Raw genomic sequence first — 14874 nt, forward strand, 5'->3', positions numbered from 1 at the left:
GACCATCGGGCGGCTCGGCACCGACTTTCGTCGGGGGTGGCCCGTCGCGGATCGGCGGATTCCCCGGCGCTCCCGGCTTTCTACCGTCCTGACCATGGACGACGCGCCCCTTCCCGAGACCCCGCACCGCTTTCCGAACCCCGCCCGCTCCGCCGCCGCGCCGTGCCGTGTGCGCTCCGCCGGACGGTGGGCGTTCCTGCTGGAGGCCGCGCGCGACCTCCAGGCCACGGGCGCCGTGGCACCCAGCGGCCGGGCGTTGGCCTCGGCGCTGACGCTGCCACTGCGCGAACGGCGGGGGCGGGCGGCGAACGTGCTGGAGGTGGGGGCCGGCACCGGCGCCGTGACGCGGGTGCTGCTGGCGCGGCTGCCCTCGGGGAGCCGGCTGGACGTGGTCGAGGCCAACCCGCGCTTCGCCGACCGGCTGCACCGGCTGCCGCGCCCGGCGGGCCGGGACGTGCGGGTGCACATCGGGAGGGTGGAGGAACTGCTGGCCGACGTGCGGTACGACGTGATCGTCTCGGGGCTGCCGTTCGCCAACTTCCCCACCGCGCGGGTCACCGCGATCATGGACCGCTATCTGGAACTGCTGCGGCCCGGCGGGGTCCTGACCTACTTCGCCTACCGGGGCACCCGGCGGGCCCGCGCCCTGGTGGCCTCCCGCGCCGAGGCCATGCGCCACCTGCGTGTGGAGGAGGAGTTGGCGGCGTACCACGACCGGTGCGCGGCACGCTCCCGGACGGTCTGGGGCAATCTGCCGCCGGCCCGCGTCTGGCGGCTCACCGCGCCCGCGCCGACCGGGCAGGCCGCTGCGGCGACGGCGCTCAGCGCCGTCTGAGCGCCAGCGCCTCGACCTCCAGCAGCAGTTCCGGCCGGATGAGCGCGGAGACCTGCACGGCGGTGCTGGCCGGCGGCCGCGTCACGTCCACGTGCAGGTCGCGCGCCGCCCGCACGGCGGGCAGATGGGCGAGATCGGTCAGGAAGTACGTCAGCTTCACCACGTCGGCGAAGCCCACGCCGGCCGCCGCCAGACAGCGCCGCAGGTTGTCGAAGACCCGCTCGGCCTGGGCGGTGGGGTCGCCCTCGCCGACGACCCGGCCCTCCGCGTCGAGCGCCACCTGGCCGGAGACGACGACCCACTCCCCGTGGCCGCTGACCACGTGGCTGTAGCCGTTGCCCGGGGCGACCCCCTCGGGGGCGGCGACATGACGGAGCGGCGGGGGGCGGTGTGTGTCGGCCATGCCGGCATTGTGCACCGTCCCGGCCGCGCCGGTGTCCCGGTCCGCGGGGCGGAGCGCCGGTGCGCGGACGGCGACGGGCGGGGCGGCCGGACGCGTGGCCGTCCGCTCCCGCCGGGGCCTGCCGCGCGGGCCCCGCGCCCCCGGGTTTGCCTGGGCGCGGGGGCGCGGGGAGGGTGCCGGGCGGGGTCAGAGCCGGCCGGCACCGGCCCGGTCGTCGAGGAGGGCGGGGAGCGCGCAGGGGTCGTCGACCTCGGGGCGCAGCGTCGGGGTCCAACCGGCGTCGTCGCCCAGCGTGTTGTCCGGGTTGGCGGCGCGGTACGCGTCCAGCAGGTCGACGGGCTCGCCGTTGACCACGTTGCCGTTCTCGGTCAGCGCGGTGTCCGCCGTCCACTGGTGCATGACCCGGTCCGGGGTGATCTCCTCGGGCAGGGTGAACGCGTTGTGCTCCGCGACCAGCGCGGACTCCTTGCCGATGCCCCAGCTGTAGCCGTAGCGGGCGCCGGCCTCCTGCCGGTAGTGGTTGTTGTAGGTGTCGACCTGCCCGAACCGGACGCGCGGCGCGCGCTCGTTGACGTTCTCGAACAGGTTGTGGTGCAGGGTGGTGCGGAGCTTCCCCCGGTCGTCGGCGTCGGCCGAGTCGCTGTTGCCGAGGAGGATCGTCTTGTCGTGGTCGGTGAAGACGTTCCAGCTGACGGTCACCAGGTCGGTGCCGCGCACGATGTCCAACTGGCCGTCGTGCTGCTGGAAGAGCATCCCGAAGTACTCCGGCTGCTCCGCGTCCGGGCGGCGGCCGTCGGTGAAGGTGTTGTGGTCGACCCAGACGTGCCGGGCGCCGTAGAGCACGACGGAGTCGTACTCCGAGTTCCAGTTGCCGGTGTCGCCGTCCGTCGGGTCCCACTGCGGGAAGCAGTCGAAGGTGTCCTCGAAGGTCAGGTTGCGGACGATCACGTTCTCCACGTCCCGCACGTCCAGCGTCGCGCCGAGCAGCGTGGCGTCGGATCCGACGCCCACGAGCGTGGTGTGCGAGGGGACGGACAGCACGACCCGTTCCTTCTGCGCGAGCGCCGAGGCGACGCGGGCGTCCTCCAGCGGGCCGCTCGGCTCCTCGTCGCGGCCCCAGGTCTCGGGGTCGTAGGCCGTCAGATAGGCGTCCAGGGTGTAGCCGTCCCTGGCGTAGTCGGCGCAGTCCAGGGCGTCGCCGGCGTCGTCCACGTTGGCGTCGATCGCGCCGGCGACCCGGATGACGCGGGGCTCGTCACCGGGCGCGGCGAGCGCGGCCGCCAGTTCGGCGCGGTCGGTGACGGTGAAGACCCGGTCACCGGAGGCGCCCGCGCCGCCGGTGACGCCGCCTTCGGCGGAGCCCCAGCCGTCGCCCTCGGGGAGGGTGGCGTCCTGCGGGCGGGGGCCGTGGCCGCCGTGCCCCGCGGGGGTGGAGGCGGAGGCGGAGGCGGAGGGCAGGGTGGTCAGGGCCAGGGCCGCGCAGCCGGTGACGGCGAGTGCGGCGAGCGTCCGGGGTCTCGCGGCGGACATGACGTGGTGCATGGCGACTCCGAAGGACGGTGCGGACAGGACGGGTCGTGCGTGGGGCGGGTCGTGCGTGGGGCGGCGCGGGGCCGGCCGGGTGGGCCCGGCCCCGCGCCCGGGGTGGGTCAGCGCTGTTCGAGCCACTCGGCCTGGGCCTCGTTGAGCTGCTCGGCCAGGTCGTCGGCGAACTCCTGGGCCGTCATCTCCCCCAGCAGCAGCCGCTGGAAGTTGGGCTCGGTGCCGGCCTTGGTGATGTCGTTCCAGTCCGGGAGGTAGTAGGGCAGCTGGACGATGGTGGTGTTCTCGTCGTTCAGCGCCTCGACCGCCGCCCGGGTCGGGGGCGCCTCGGCGATCCACGGGTCCTCCAGCACGGCGGTGTTGGAGGGGATCTGGCCGGCGGACTCGTTCCACAGGCTGTTCATCTCGTGCCGGAGGGCGAACTCGATGAACGTCCAGGCGGCTTCCTTGTTGTCGCTGCCGCTGAAGAGCCCCAGGCCGTCGACCGGGTTGGAGACGAAGGTGTGGTGGCCGTCCTCGCCGCCCGTGGGCATCGGCAGCCCGTCGACCACGCCCTCGCCGAACGCGGTGGTGTGGTCGGTGTAGGAGCCGAGGTTGTGCTGGAGCATCCCGACCGTGCCGCCGGTGAACGTGGCGACCATGTTGGTGAAGTCGCTGTTGAGGTCGGCCTCGGGGGTGACCTCGTTGTACAGCGCGGCGTAGTTCTCCAGCGCCTCGACGTTGGCCGGGTCGTTGACGGTGGTCTCGTCGCCGTCCCAGAAGCTGTCGATGCCGGACTGCGCGTACATCATGTCCAGCGCCTGCGCGACGGAGCCCTCGCCGCCCCGCAGGGTGAAGCCGAAGGCGTTGTTGCCCCGGTCGGTCAGGGTCTCCGCGGCGGTGAAGAAGTTGTCCCAGGTGGTGGGCGGTTCCAGGCCGGCCTCCTCGAAGAGGTCGGTGCGGTACCAGATCACGCCCTGGTTGGCGGAGGTCGGGACGGAGTACGCCTCCTCGCCGTCCCCGACGGTGGAGCGCACGCTCTCCATCATGTTGGGGATGATCTCGTCCTCCAGCCCGCTCTCCGCGAGCCGGTCGTCGACCGGGTCGAGCGCGCCCTGGGCGACCAGGTTGGCCAGGTAGGAGGTCGAGACGCCGCCCACGTCGGGCAGCCCGTCGGCGCCGCCCTGGATCGCGGCGTCGTACTTGGACTGGACGTCGGCGATCGGCACGCCCACGTACTGCACCCGGATGTCCGGGTGCTCCTCGTGGAAGGCGTCGATGATCTCGTTCCAGACGTCGGTGCGGGCGCCCCCGTTGTTGTCCCAGAAGACGATCTCGCCGGTGCCGTCGCCCTCGGCGCCGGACGAGGTGCCGTCGTCCCCGCACGCGGTGACGGTCAGTGCCAGGACAAGGCCGGTGGCGACGACGACGGCGCCACGGGTCCGCTGTGCTCTCATAGATGCTCCTCGGTTGGTACGGGTGTCGTGCGGTGCGGGAGGACCCGGAACGCGCGGAACTCGGCGTGTCCCGACGGCTCCGGGGGCGTCTCGGGTGCGTGCGGCGCGTCGGCCGCGGGCGCGGGCGCGACGGCGAAGAGGGCGAGCTGCGCGCCGACCCACATGCGGGGGCGGGCGGCGAACTCCGGTCCCGAGGCGGCGGGTTCGCCCTCCGCGCCGGTCGCGGCGCGGAAGGTGCAGCGGCCGTCGTCGGTCACGGTGAGCGCCAGCCGCGCGGTCGCGGTGGGCGCGGGACGGGGGTGGGCCGCGTCGCGCTCCACCTCGGCCACCGGCTCGGCGAAGCGGTGCACCAGCGCGACCGCGCCGTCCGCGCCGCGTTCCAGACCGATCCAGGCGCAGGCGTCGCCGAGCACCAGCAGCCCGGCCCTGGCGCCGGGGGCGGTGGCGCGCAGGGTCAGTTCGACCTCGACGGTCAGCGGCCCGACCGGCAGGCGCTGCCCCAGCACGCCGGGCAGCCGGCGGGGGTCGTCGGCGTGCGGGTCGGGGTGGGCGACCAGCCGCAGCCCGGCGCCCTCGTGCGGCTCGGTGCGGCCCGGCGCCGGGTTGGCCTGCCAGGACCACTGCGGGCCGAACGCGCCGCGCGGAAAGTCGTCGTCGGTGGCCGGGCGTCGGGGCGGCTCCCCCGGCACCGGCAGCGGGCCGCCGGCGACCGGCTCGCCCGCGTCGCCGATGACCGGCCAGCCCTCCTGGTCCCAGCGCATCGGCTGGAGATGAACCACCCGGCCGAAGGGGGCGCGCTGCTGGAAGTGGAGGAACCAGTCGGCGCCGTCGGCCGTGTCCACCCAGGCGCCCTGGTGCGGGCCGTTGACCCGGGTGGCGCCCTGGGCGAGCACGATCCGCTCCTCGTAAGGGCCCAGCACGTGGCGGGAGCGGAACGCGCCCTGCCAGCCGGTCTCCACCGAGCCGGCGGGGGCGAAGAGCCAGTACCAGTCGCCCCGGCGGTACAGTTTCGGGCCCTCCAGGGTGAACCAGCCGGGCAGCCGGTCGCCGTCCACGAGCAACCGCCCCTCGTCCAGCGGGCGCAGGCCGTCGGGGCTCATCCGGTGGCAGGTGAGCCGGTTCTTCACGCCGGAGCGTGAACGGGCCCAGCCGTGGACCAGATACGCCTGCCCGTCGTCGTCCCACAGCGGGCAGGGGTCGATCAGGCCGCGCCCCGCCTTGACCAGGTGCGGCCGGGTCCAGGGGCCGGTGACGGCGGGGGCGTTGACCTGTTGGATGCCGTGGTCGGGGTCGCCCCAGAAGATCCAGAACCGGCCGTCGTGGTGGCGCAGCGCGGGGGCCCAGACGCCGCAGTCGGGGCGTGGGCGGGCGAACTCCTCGGCGGGCTCGATCCGTTCGAGCGCGTGGCCGAGCAGCCGCCAGTTGACCAGGTCGCGGGAGTGCAGCAGCGGCAGCCCCGGCGCCCGGCCGAAGCTGGAGGCGGTCAGGTAGAAGTCCTCGCCGACCCGGATGACGTCCGGGTCCGACCAGTCGGCCGGCAGCACCGGATTGGTATAGGAACCGGTCAGGGAAGTGGTCAGCTCGCCGGCCCCGGCACGGGCGGCCGGAAGGGCACGGGAGTCCCGCTCGGTCATGGGCGGCCTCCTCCGGCGTCGGCCCAGGGCGCGCCCAGCTCCGAGTAGAGCGCCAGCCGCTCCGCGCCCTCGGCGGTCAGCCGGTCGATGCCGGGAAGCATCCGACGAGGGCCCCGTTCGCCGTGCTCCACCCGCCAGTGGGCGGGCGCCAGCGGCCGCGGGTCCGGGGCGGTGCGGACGGCCTCGACCAGCCGCATGAAGCCGCCGGTGCGCTCGGGCGGCACCAACAGCTCGGCGCCGTCACGGAGATGGGTGACCAGGTTGGCCAGCAGATCGGTGCGCGGATGCTCGGTGGTCACCGGGTCGCGCCCCGGGCGTTCCAGCAGCACCCGGTCCTCCTTGTACCAGAAGGTGATCCGGCCGGCCTCGCCGTGGACCACCACATACGGCTCGCCCGGCCGCTCCGCGCAGAGCGTGACGGCGATGACCAGCTCCACTCCCCCGGTGGTCCGCAGCCGGGCGCAGGAGGTGTCGTCGGCGTCGATGGCGTTGACCCGGTAGAGCTCGAGATCGATCGAGGCCAGGTCCTCGGCGCGGTCGGCCCCCGCGATGCGCAGCGCGGTGGCCGCCGCGTGCGCCAGCGGGTTGGTCAGCACGCCGTCCACCACGTCCCGGCCGTCCAGCCGCCGCAGCCCGCCCCAGGGCGCGCGCCGCCAGTACGCCTCGTCGCGGACCCAGGCCCCGGCCGCCCCGAGCCCGGTGACCCGGCCGATCGCGCCGTCCGCGACCAGCCGTCTGATGTGGTCGATGGCGCCGGAGCCGAGCGACTGGAAGCCGATCTGGCAGGCCACGCCGGCGCGTCGGACGCCCTCGGTGAGCCGGCGGAAGGCGTCAAGCGACGGCGTGGGCGGCTTCTCCAGCAGCAGGTGGACGCCCCGGTCGGCCGCGGCGAGGCCGAGGCCGGCGTGGGTGTGGATCGGGGTGCAGACGATGGCGGCCTCGGCGCCGGTCCGCTCCAGCAGGGCGGGCAGGTCGTCGGACTGCGCGGGGCTGCCGAGCCCTGCCAGCTCGTCCTCGCCCAGCGGCGTGAGCTCGCAGACGCCGACCAGCCGGACCAGTCCGGACGCCGACAGCCGGCGGAGGTTGGCCAGGTGCCAGTGGCCGTGGCCCCTGGCCCCGGCGAGCACCACGGGTACGGGCGCGGCTCTCATCCCTTGACCGCCCCCGCGCTGAAGCCGGTGATCAACCAGCGCTGGATGAACGCGAAGACGATGACCACCGGCACCGCGGCCACCACGCCGCCCGCCGCCAGCGCCCCCAGGTCGACGCTGTCCGAGCCGAGCAGCGTGTTGAGGCCGACCGGGATCGTCTGCTTGTCCTGGGAGTTGAGGAACATCAGCGCGAACAGGAAGTGGTTCCAGCTGTGCACGAAGGCGAACGAGCCGACCGCCACCAGCCCCGGCCGCAGCAGCGGCAGCACCACGGCCAGGAACGCCCGGAACCGCGAGCAGCCGTCCACCCACGCCTGCTCCTCCAGGCTGGGCGGCACGTTGCGGATGAACCCGCTGATCAGGATCATCGACAGCGGCAGTTGGAAGACCGTCTCGGCGATGATGACGCTCCACAGCGAGTTCAGCAGCGTCAGCTCGCGGAAGATCTCGAAGAGCGGCACCAGCATCAGCGCGCCCGGGATGAACTGCGAGCACAGCAGCGCGAGCATGAACGGCATCCGCATCCGGAACTTGAACCTGGCCAGCGCGTAGCCGCCGGAGAGCGCCACCAGCAGCGTCATCAGCATCGAGGCGATCCCGACGTACATGCTGTTGACGAAGTAGGTGTCGAAGCCGCGCTCGTTCCAGACCTTGGCGAAGTGCTCGCCGGTGATCGGCCAGGGCACCAGCGAGTCCGAGCCGGGCTCGCGCAGCGCGAAGAGCAGCATCCAGTAGAACGGGACCAGCGTGAAGACCAGGTAGACGCCGAGCGGGAGGTAGATCTGCCAGCGCGGCGGCTCGTCGTAGGAGCGGCGGCGTTTGCGCGACCCCCCGGGCTCGGAGGGCGGCGGGGTGACCACCGGCTGCGGCGTGGTGAGTGCGGCGGTCACTTGTCGTCGCCTCCGAACTTGCTCAGACGCAGATAGAGGATGGAACAGAAGAGGAGGATCACGAACGCGACCGTGGTGAGCGCCGCCGCGTAGCCGAACTCGTTGCCGTGGATACCCGTCTGCGCCACGTACAGCGGCAGCGTGGTGGTCTGCCCGGCCGGGCCGCCGTTGGTCAACGTGTAGAGCAGGTCCACGTTGTTGAACTCCCAGACCGCGCGCAGCAGCGTGGAGAGCACGATGGCGTCGCGCAGGTGGGGCAGCGTGATGTGGAAGAACTGCCGCACCCGGCTGGCCCCGTCGACCGAGGCCGCCTCGTAGAGGTCCTTGGAGACGGACTGGAGGTCGGCGAGGATCAGGATGGCGAAGAACGGTACGCCGCGCCAGAGTTCGGCGATCACCGCCCCCCAGAAGACCGTTCCGGTGTCGGCGAGCACCGAGGTCCCGTACTCGCCGATGCCGGCGTCCGCGAGGTAGCGGCTCAGGCCCGTCGAGGGGTTGTAGAGCAGGATCCAGATGGTGCTGGTCAGCACCCCGGAGACGGCCCACGGCGAGAAGACCAGGGCGCGGGCGGCCGCCCTGCCGATGAAGGTCTGGTTGATGATCAGCGCCAGCGCCAGGCCGAAGACCAGCTGGAGCGAGACCTCGACGAAGACCCATTTCGCGCTGAACGCCAGCGTCTCCCAGAAGAACGGGTCGTCGGTGAAGATCTCCCGGAAGTTCTCCAGGCCGGCGAACCCGTTCCGCCAGGGCTTGGTGACGTTGTAGTCCTGAAGGCTGTAGTAGAGGACGCTGAACATGGGATACGCGATGAATCCCAGCATCAGCAGCCCGGCGGGCGCGAGCAGCACATAGGGCAGCGAACGTGGGGTACGTCCGCGGCGGCGGCGCCTCGGCCGGGTCCGTTCCGTCGCGGCTTCGGCCATGACCGCTTCTCCGTTCTCGACGGGCGGGCCGCGTCCCATGGAAGCGCTCCCGCAAGTGGTGCGAAGGATCCCCGGGCTCTGGAAGCGCCTGAACAGGAGCGCTCCCAGAACGCGGCCCGGGAAGCTCCGGGAAAGCTCGGACAGTTCTGTGGGGACCGGCGCCGGCCCTCGGGGGTCGGCGCCGGCCGCTTCAGCCCGCGTGGGGCTCGGGGACCTCTCCCTCACGGGAGAGGAAGGCGAAGTCGCAGCCGGTGTCGGCCTGCGTGATGTGCTCCTGGTAGAGCGCGCCGAACCCCCGGCCGTAACGGGGCTCCGGCGGCGTCCAGGCGGCGCGGCGGCGTGCCAGCTCCGCGTCGTCGACCTCCAGCCGCAGGGTGCGCGCGGCCACGTCGAGGCTGATCAGGTCGCCGTCGCGCACCAGCGCCAGTGGGCCGCCGACGTGGGACTCGGGCGCGATGTGCAGCACGCACGCGCCGTAACTGGTGCCGCTCATGCGGGCGTCGGAGAGGCGGAGCATGTCGGTGACGCCCTGCTTGAGCAGGTAGTCCGGGATCGGCAGCATCCCGTACTCGGGCATCCCTGGACCGCCCAGCGGCCCCGCGCCGCGCAGCACCAGCACGCTGTCGGGGGTGATCTCCAGGGCCGGCTCGTTGATGGTGGCCTGCATGGTCCTGTAGTCGTCGAAGACCACGGCGGGCCCGGTGTGCTTGAGGAATCTCGGTTCGGCGGAGATGTGCTTGATCACCGCGCCGTCGGGCGCCAGGTTGCCGTGCAGCACGGCCAGTCCGCCCTGGTCGGCGAGGGGTTGGTCGGGTGTGCGGATCACCTCCGTGTCGTGGGTGGCGGCGCCGGCCAGTTGCGCGCGGAGGGTCGTGCGCCCGACGGTCGGCCGGTCCAGGTGGAGGTGCTCCTCCCCGAGCCTGGCCAGCAGCGCGGGCAACCCGCCGGCGTAGTAGAAGTCCTCCATCAGGAACCGGCCGCCCGGCCTGAGGTCGGCGAGCACCGGCACCTCGCGGGCGATCCGGTCGAAGTCGGCCAGCGCGAGCGGCACCCGGGAGCGGCCGGCCATGGCGATCAGATGGATCACCGCGTTGGTCGAGCCGCCGAGCGCCAGCACCGTGGCCACCGCGTCGCGGTAGGCCTCGACCGTCAGGAAGCGCGACAACCGCTCGTCGTGCCAGACCAGTTCGACGATCCGTCGGCCGGCCGCCGCCGCCATCCTGCTGTGCGCGGAGTCCACGGCGGGGATCGCCGCCGCGCCCGGCATGGTCACGCCCAGCACCTCGGCGACCGAGGCCATGGTGGAGGCGGTGCCCATGGTCATGCAGGTACCGGGGGAACGCGCCAGCCCGCCCTCCAGCTCCGCCAGCTCCGCGTCACCGATCCGGCCGGCCCGCCGCTCGTCCCAGTACTTCCACATGTCGGTGCCCGAGCCGAGGGTCTCCCCGCGCCAGTGGCCGCGCAGCATCGGCCCCGCCGGCACGAAGACCGCCGGCAGGTCGACGCTGGCCGCGCCCATCAGCAGCGCGGGCGTGGTCTTGTCGCAGCCGCCCAACAGGACCGCGCCGTCCACCGGATAGGACCGCAGCAGCTCCTCGGTCTCCATCGACAGCAGGTTGCGGTAGAGCATCGGGGTCGGCTTCTGGAACGTCTCGGAGAGCGTCGCGACCGGGAACTCCAGCGGGAACCCGCCGGCCTGCCACACCCCCCGCTTGACGGCCTCGGCCCGTTCGCGCAGGTGCTGGTGGCAGGGGTTGATGTCGGACCAGGTGTTGACGATCGCGATGACCGGCTTGCCGAGGTGCTCCTCGGGCAGATAGCCGAGCTGACGGGTGCGCGCCCGATGGCTGAACGACCGCAGCCCCTCGGTGCCCCACCACTGGTGGCTGCGCAGCTCCTCGCTGGTCAGTCGGTGTCCCCGGGGTTCCTCGCGCGGCCCGGTGCGGTCCTCGCTCACGGCAGCCTCCAGCCCTTCACCATCGTCGCGACGCGTTCCCGTTCCCCCGGCGGCAGCACCGTGCTGGGCGGCCGCAGCTCGCGGCGGCAGAGGCCGAGGGCGGCCAGGGCCTCCTTGACCACCGTCACGTTGTTGGCCGACTGGTGCGCCGCGCGCAGCTCCTCGAACGGGCGGATCAGCTCCCACACCCGCATCGCGGCCGCGTGGTCGCCGGCGCGCAGCGCGTCGCGCAGCGCGAGGGAGACCTCGGGGGCGACGTTGACCAGCCCGGAGGTGAAGCCGGTGGCGCCGGAGACGAAGTAGCTCGGCGCCCACAGCTCGGCGAGCCCCGCGACCCAGACGAAGCGGTCGAGACCCGCGTCCCTGGCCACCGACGCGAAGCGGACGACGTCCGGGACCGCGTACTTGACGCCGATGACGTTCGGGCAGGCGTCGCCGAGGCGGGCCAGCGCGGCGCCCTCGATCGCGGGGTTGCGCAGATAGGGCACCACCCCGATGTCGGGGACGGCCTCGGCGACGGCCCGGTGGTAGTCGACCCAGCCGTCCTGCGAGACGTAGGGGTGCACCGGCTGGTGGACCATCACCATCGCGGCCCCGGCCGCCCGTGCCTCCAGCGCCGAGGCGACCGCCGTCGGCACGTCGAGGCCGACGCCGACCAGCACCTGCGCGTCCGCGCCCGCCGCCTCGACCTCGGCCAGCGTCAACTCCACCTCGGCGCGCCGCTCCTCGGGGCTGAGCGCGTAGAACTCGCTGGTGTTGCCGTTCGGGGTAAGCGCTTGCACGCCGGCCGTGAGAAGACGCCGGACGAGCGCGCGGTAACGCTCCTGGTCGATCTGGTCACTTTCGGTAAACGGAGTGACCGGGATGGCGACCACGTCCGCCAACGCCGCTCGCTGTCGCGCGAAGTCGGTCATGCCGACACCTCCCTCTCGCCGGCGGCCCCGCCGGTCTCCTCGCCTGGCTCTTCCGCTTCGGGGAAGGCCCGCTCGACAAAGCCCCTGATGTGCCCCGCGAGCAACTCCCCCGCCCGCTCGGCCTCCCCGGCCTCGGCCGCCGCCAGGATCAGCCGGTGCTCCTCGGCCTCGCGCTCCCAGCTGGGCACGGTCTGCCAGACGAACGAGGAGACCAGGGCTGCCTGGTCGCGCAGGTCGTCCAGCATCACCACCAGCAGCGGATTGCCGCAGGGCAGGTAGAGCGCCCGGTGGAAGTCCCGGTTGGCCAGGGAGCGTTCGGCGCTGTCGGCCGCCGAGTCCGCGGCGTTCAGCGCGGTGTGCGCGGCGGCCAGCGCGGCGCCGTCCCGGACGGTGCGGCGCAGCGCCTCGGGCTCCAGCAGCAGCCGCACGTCGTAGATCGCGCGCGCCATCCCGGCGTCGACCGCGCGGACCGAGGCGCCCCGGTACTCGCTCATCACCACGAGTCCGCGCCCGGCCAGCGTCTTCAGCGCCTCCCGCACCGGGGTCTTCGAGACCCCGAACCGACCGGCCAGCTCGGTCTCCACCAGCGCGGTCCCCGGCGCGAGCCCGCCGGTGAGGATCGCGTGGGTGAGGTGTTCGAGGACGAACTGCGTCCGGGACGGTATGGGCACCGGGGTGGCGCCGGCGCCGGACAGGGGTGCCTTCATGCGGGTGCTCTCATGCGTGGGGTGCCCTCGGGGTTCGAGTCGACGGGTTCTCGGCGGGTGGGGTCGCGGGAATCGCGTATCGCGTCTCGTATATGACATATGGCGTACGAGAAGCGGTGGCGACGACGGTAGGACCCGGCGCGGGCCGCGTCAACGGTTCGGACGAAAGCGGTTGCCGTCGGCCGGGGGCGGGTTCTCGCCACCCCCGCGTCGTCGCCGTCCGCCGGGCCGCTCGGCGGCCGGGGGGCGCGGCCTCCGCCCCCTCGGGCCGCCAACGGGCCGGCGCGCACGCGCACCCGACCGACCACCCCCGCGTCGTCGCCGCCCGGAGGACCGGAGGACGGCGACCCGCCGCGGCCGGTCGCGGACCGCCGCCGTACCCCCGGCCCCGCGGGGGTCAGGGCCCCGTCAGTCCCAGCGCGGCGATCCGCTCGGGGTCGGCCAGGATGGTCATGTCGACAACGCGACCTCCCGCCACCGTGAACGACGCGACGGAGACGACCCGCCCGTCCCGCCAGGCCGCGGCCCCCGCGGCCCCGTTGACCAGCACCGGCCGTCCCCCGCCGCTCCCGCCGCGGCCGAAGGCGATCGCGCCCTCAGCGACCGACCGCGCCCCGCGGACCACGGTCGTCGGCCCCCGCGCCCCGCCGTCGGACCTCAGCACCACGTCCGGGTCGAGGACGGCGAGCAACCCCTCCAGGTCGCCACCCCTGGCGGCGGTCAGAAACGCGTCGACCACCCGGCGCTGCGTGGCGAGGTCGGCGTCCGAGGCGGGCGCCGCGCCCCGCACCCGGCGCCGCGCGCGGCTGGCGAGCTGCCGGGTCGCCTGCGTGCTGCGGCCGACCAGCGGGGCGATGTCGTCGAACGGCAGGGCGAACAGGTCGTGGAGCACGAACGCCAGCCGTTCGGCCGGGCTGAGCGTTTCCAGCACGACCAGCAGGGCGAGGCTGACGGAGTCCGCCAGCAGCGCGCGCTCCTCGGGGTCGCCGGTGCCGAGTCCGCCGGGACCGTCCACGACCGGGTCGGGGACATGGGTCTCCAGCGACTCCTCGGCCCGGCGCCCGCGCGAGCGCAGCATGGTGAGGCAGACGCGGCCGACCACGGTGGTCAACCAACCGCCGAGGTTGTCCACCTCGTCCGCTCCGGCCCTGCTCAGCCGCAGCCACGCCTCCTGCACGGCGTCGTCGGCCTCGCTCAGGGAGCCCAGCATCCGGTAGGCGACGGCGCGCAGCCGGGGACGATGCTCCTCGAACCGCTGGGCCAGGAACTCGTGTTCGTTCATGAGGTCACACTCTTCCGCTGACGGGTGTCACCTCCTTGACGCGCACGGACACGCGGGTGTGACAACGGGCGCCCCGGCCCGGCGCCGCGCCGCCCGTCCGCTCACTCCTCGGGCGCGAAGAAGGCGGCGGTCTCGGCCGCGCACCGGCGCGCCTCCTCCTCGGAGGCGCCGGAGGCGGCGTGGGCCGCCCCCCAGCGGCGGCTGACCTCCAGGATGAAGCCGCGCCCCTCGGGTGTGGTGTGGAAGCGGTCGGGGTCGGGCATCGGGGCGCCGGCCAGATGGCGGGTGAGGCCGAGGAGCGCCAGGTCCCAGCCGACGCCGGTGGCGCCGGGGCCGTACTTCCCGAAGAAGGCCGGGTCGTCCACGGCGGCGTGCTCCAGGGTCAGCAGGGTGGCACCGTACTCCTCGGCCGACAGCCGCAGGGTCACCTCGGAGACGTCCTTCTCCGTGACGTTCTCCCCGTAGACCCAGGTCACCCGGAGCAGGCTGGGCCGCTCGCAGGCCAGGATCTCGCCGCCGGCGTTCCCCTCCAGCTGGTAGGCGCCGCCCTCGCGCAGGTCACCGGTGACCGGCACCATCCAGCGCGCGAGGCGCTCGGGGTCGGTGCAGGCGTTCCAGACGTCCTCCTGGGTGGCGTCGTAGCGGCGGCTGAGCACCACGGTGCGGCCCGCGCCGGCGGGGATGTCACGCCGGCCCAGCTCACGGTGGACGGCGTTGATGTCGTCAATGAGGTCGGTCATCCTCGGTCTTCCTTCTCGCTTCTCGCTTGCCTCGGGCCAACTCGGTGCCGAGCGCGTCGAGCCGCTGCTCCCAGAACCGGCCGAAGTGTTCCAGCCAGGCGTCGACCTCGCGGAACCGCTCGGGTGCGACCGCGTACAGCCGGCGGGCACCCTCGGGGCGGACGGTGGCGAAGCCGGTCTCGCGCAGCACCCGCAGGTGCTGGGAGACGGCGGGCTGGGAGATCCCGAACTCGGTCCGGACGGTCTCGGTCACGGCGCCGGCGGGGCGCTCGCCGTCGGCGAGCAGCTCGAGTATCCGGCGGCGCACCGGGTCACCCAGCACATCCAGTGCGTGCATGGCGGCCACCATAATAAGCACGGCTTATATAAGCAACGCCTTAAGCGAGTGTTCCGGACGAGGCGGAGGAAAGCCGGGGAGAGCGGAGGGCGGCACCCACGGGAAACGGGGTCGCCCCCGGAC

The 14874-nt window shown here is 73.5% G+C and carries 14 protein-coding genes; 1 reads left to right on the forward strand and 13 read right to left on the reverse strand.

Translation table 11 applies throughout. The annotated features are described in order from the left end of the window. Window positions 1-94 precede the first annotated feature (94 nt). Window positions 95-835 carry a class I SAM-dependent methyltransferase gene (locus CRP51_RS00465; protein ID WP_097228883.1) on the forward strand — a complete coding sequence of 247 codons (741 nt, stop codon included), beginning with the start codon at window positions 95-97 and terminating at the stop codon, window positions 833-835. Here CRP51_RS00465 and CRP51_RS00470 read toward each other — a convergent pair. The 13 genes from CRP51_RS00470 to CRP51_RS00530 all read right to left on the reverse strand — a co-directional run bounded on the left by CRP51_RS00470 (window position 822) and on the right by CRP51_RS00530 (window position 14751). Continuing rightward, window positions 822-1238 carry a RidA family protein gene (locus CRP51_RS00470; RefSeq protein ID WP_097228884.1) on the reverse strand — a complete coding sequence of 139 codons (417 nt, stop codon included), beginning with the start codon at window positions 1236-1238 and terminating at the stop codon, window positions 822-824. The genes CRP51_RS00465 and CRP51_RS00470 overlap by 14 nt on opposite strands. A 186-nt stretch (window positions 1239-1424) precedes the next feature. After that, window positions 1425-2768: a pectate lyase family protein gene (locus CRP51_RS00475; RefSeq protein WP_097229391.1), complete on the reverse strand. Its 1344-nt coding sequence runs from the start codon at window positions 2766-2768 to the stop codon at window positions 1425-1427. A gap of 119 nt (window positions 2769-2887) precedes the next feature. Further along, entirely contained in the window at window positions 2888-4216 is a 1329-nt protein-coding gene (locus tag CRP51_RS00480) for an ABC transporter substrate-binding protein (protein ID WP_097228885.1), read from the reverse strand. Then, window positions 4213-5850, reverse strand: a complete 1638-nt coding sequence (locus tag CRP51_RS00485; protein WP_097228886.1) for a glycoside hydrolase family 43 protein — start codon at window positions 5848-5850, stop codon at window positions 4213-4215. The genes CRP51_RS00480 and CRP51_RS00485 overlap by 4 nt, the downstream gene beginning before the upstream one ends. Beyond that, a complete protein-coding gene (locus CRP51_RS00490) occupies window positions 5847-7001 on the reverse strand; it encodes a Gfo/Idh/MocA family protein (protein ID WP_097228887.1) in 1155 nt (384 codons plus the stop codon). The genes CRP51_RS00485 and CRP51_RS00490 overlap by 4 nt, the downstream gene beginning before the upstream one ends. Further along, window positions 6998-7891: a carbohydrate ABC transporter permease gene (locus CRP51_RS00495; protein WP_097228888.1), complete on the reverse strand. Its 894-nt coding sequence runs from the start codon at window positions 7889-7891 to the stop codon at window positions 6998-7000. Before CRP51_RS00495 ends, CRP51_RS00490 begins: the two co-directional genes overlap by 4 nt. Beyond that, window positions 7888-8814, reverse strand: coding sequence for a carbohydrate ABC transporter permease (locus CRP51_RS00500; protein WP_097229392.1), 927 nt, complete (start codon window positions 8812-8814; stop codon window positions 7888-7890). The genes CRP51_RS00495 and CRP51_RS00500 overlap by 4 nt, the downstream gene beginning before the upstream one ends. A gap of 190 nt (window positions 8815-9004) precedes the next feature. Further along, window positions 9005-10771 (reverse strand): L-arabinonate dehydratase, encoded by a 1767-nt coding sequence (gene araD / locus CRP51_RS00505; RefSeq protein ID WP_439333097.1) that lies wholly within the window; start codon window positions 10769-10771, stop codon window positions 9005-9007. After that, a complete protein-coding gene (locus tag CRP51_RS00510; protein ID WP_097228889.1) occupies window positions 10768-11685 on the reverse strand; it encodes a dihydrodipicolinate synthase family protein in 918 nt (305 codons plus the stop codon). Before CRP51_RS00510 ends, araD begins: the two co-directional genes overlap by 4 nt. Next, on the reverse strand, window positions 11682-12392 hold the full coding sequence (locus CRP51_RS00515; RefSeq protein WP_097228890.1) for a GntR family transcriptional regulator: 711 nt from the start codon (window positions 12390-12392) through the stop codon (window positions 11682-11684). Before CRP51_RS00515 ends, CRP51_RS00510 begins: the two co-directional genes overlap by 4 nt. Window positions 12393-12789: 397 nt before the next feature. Further along, window positions 12790-13674: a sigma-70 family RNA polymerase sigma factor gene (locus CRP51_RS00520; protein WP_097228891.1), complete on the reverse strand. Its 885-nt coding sequence runs from the start codon at window positions 13672-13674 to the stop codon at window positions 12790-12792. Between the two features lie 101 nt (window positions 13675-13775). Further along, window positions 13776-14414, reverse strand: a complete 639-nt coding sequence (locus CRP51_RS00525) for an SRPBCC family protein (protein ID WP_097228892.1) — start codon at window positions 14412-14414, stop codon at window positions 13776-13778. Then, window positions 14398-14751, reverse strand: coding sequence for an ArsR/SmtB family transcription factor (locus CRP51_RS00530; RefSeq protein ID WP_097229394.1), 354 nt, complete (start codon window positions 14749-14751; stop codon window positions 14398-14400). Before CRP51_RS00530 ends, CRP51_RS00525 begins: the two co-directional genes overlap by 17 nt. Between the last annotated feature and the right edge of the window lie 123 nt (window positions 14752-14874).

Source organism: Streptomyces zhaozhouensis (genome assembly GCF_900230195.1).
In the GTDB taxonomy this organism is placed as follows: domain Bacteria; phylum Actinomycetota; class Actinomycetes; order Streptomycetales; family Streptomycetaceae; genus Streptomyces; species Streptomyces zhaozhouensis.

Coding starts and splice junctions, on each gene's coding strand:
- CRP51_RS00465 (WP_097228883.1), top strand. CDS start 95: ATGGACGACGCGCCCCTTCCCGAGACCCCGCACCGCTTTCCGAACCCC.
- CRP51_RS00470 (WP_097228884.1), bottom strand. CDS start 1,238: ATGGCCGACACACACCGCCCCCCGCCGCTCCGTCATGTCGCCGCCCCC.
- CRP51_RS00475 (WP_097229391.1), bottom strand. CDS start 2,768: ATGTCCGCCGCGAGACCCCGGACGCTCGCCGCACTCGCCGTCACCGGC.
- CRP51_RS00480 (WP_097228885.1), bottom strand. CDS start 4,216: ATGAGAGCACAGCGGACCCGTGGCGCCGTCGTCGTCGCCACCGGCCTT.
- CRP51_RS00485 (WP_097228886.1), bottom strand. CDS start 5,850: ATGACCGAGCGGGACTCCCGTGCCCTTCCGGCCGCCCGTGCCGGGGCC.
- CRP51_RS00490 (WP_097228887.1), bottom strand. CDS start 7,001: ATGAGAGCCGCGCCCGTACCCGTGGTGCTCGCCGGGGCCAGGGGCCAC.
- CRP51_RS00500 (WP_097229392.1), bottom strand. CDS start 8,814: ATGGCCGAAGCCGCGACGGAACGGACCCGGCCGAGGCGCCGCCGCCGC.
- CRP51_RS00510 (WP_097228889.1), bottom strand. CDS start 11,685: ATGACCGACTTCGCGCGACAGCGAGCGGCGTTGGCGGACGTGGTCGCC.
- CRP51_RS00515 (WP_097228890.1), bottom strand. CDS start 12,392: ATGAAGGCACCCCTGTCCGGCGCCGGCGCCACCCCGGTGCCCATACCG.
- CRP51_RS00520 (WP_097228891.1), bottom strand. CDS start 13,674: ATGAACGAACACGAGTTCCTGGCCCAGCGGTTCGAGGAGCATCGTCCC.
- CRP51_RS00525 (WP_097228892.1), bottom strand. CDS start 14,414: ATGACCGACCTCATTGACGACATCAACGCCGTCCACCGTGAGCTGGGC.
- CRP51_RS00530 (WP_097229394.1), bottom strand. CDS start 14,751: ATGCACGCACTGGATGTGCTGGGTGACCCGGTGCGCCGCCGGATACTC.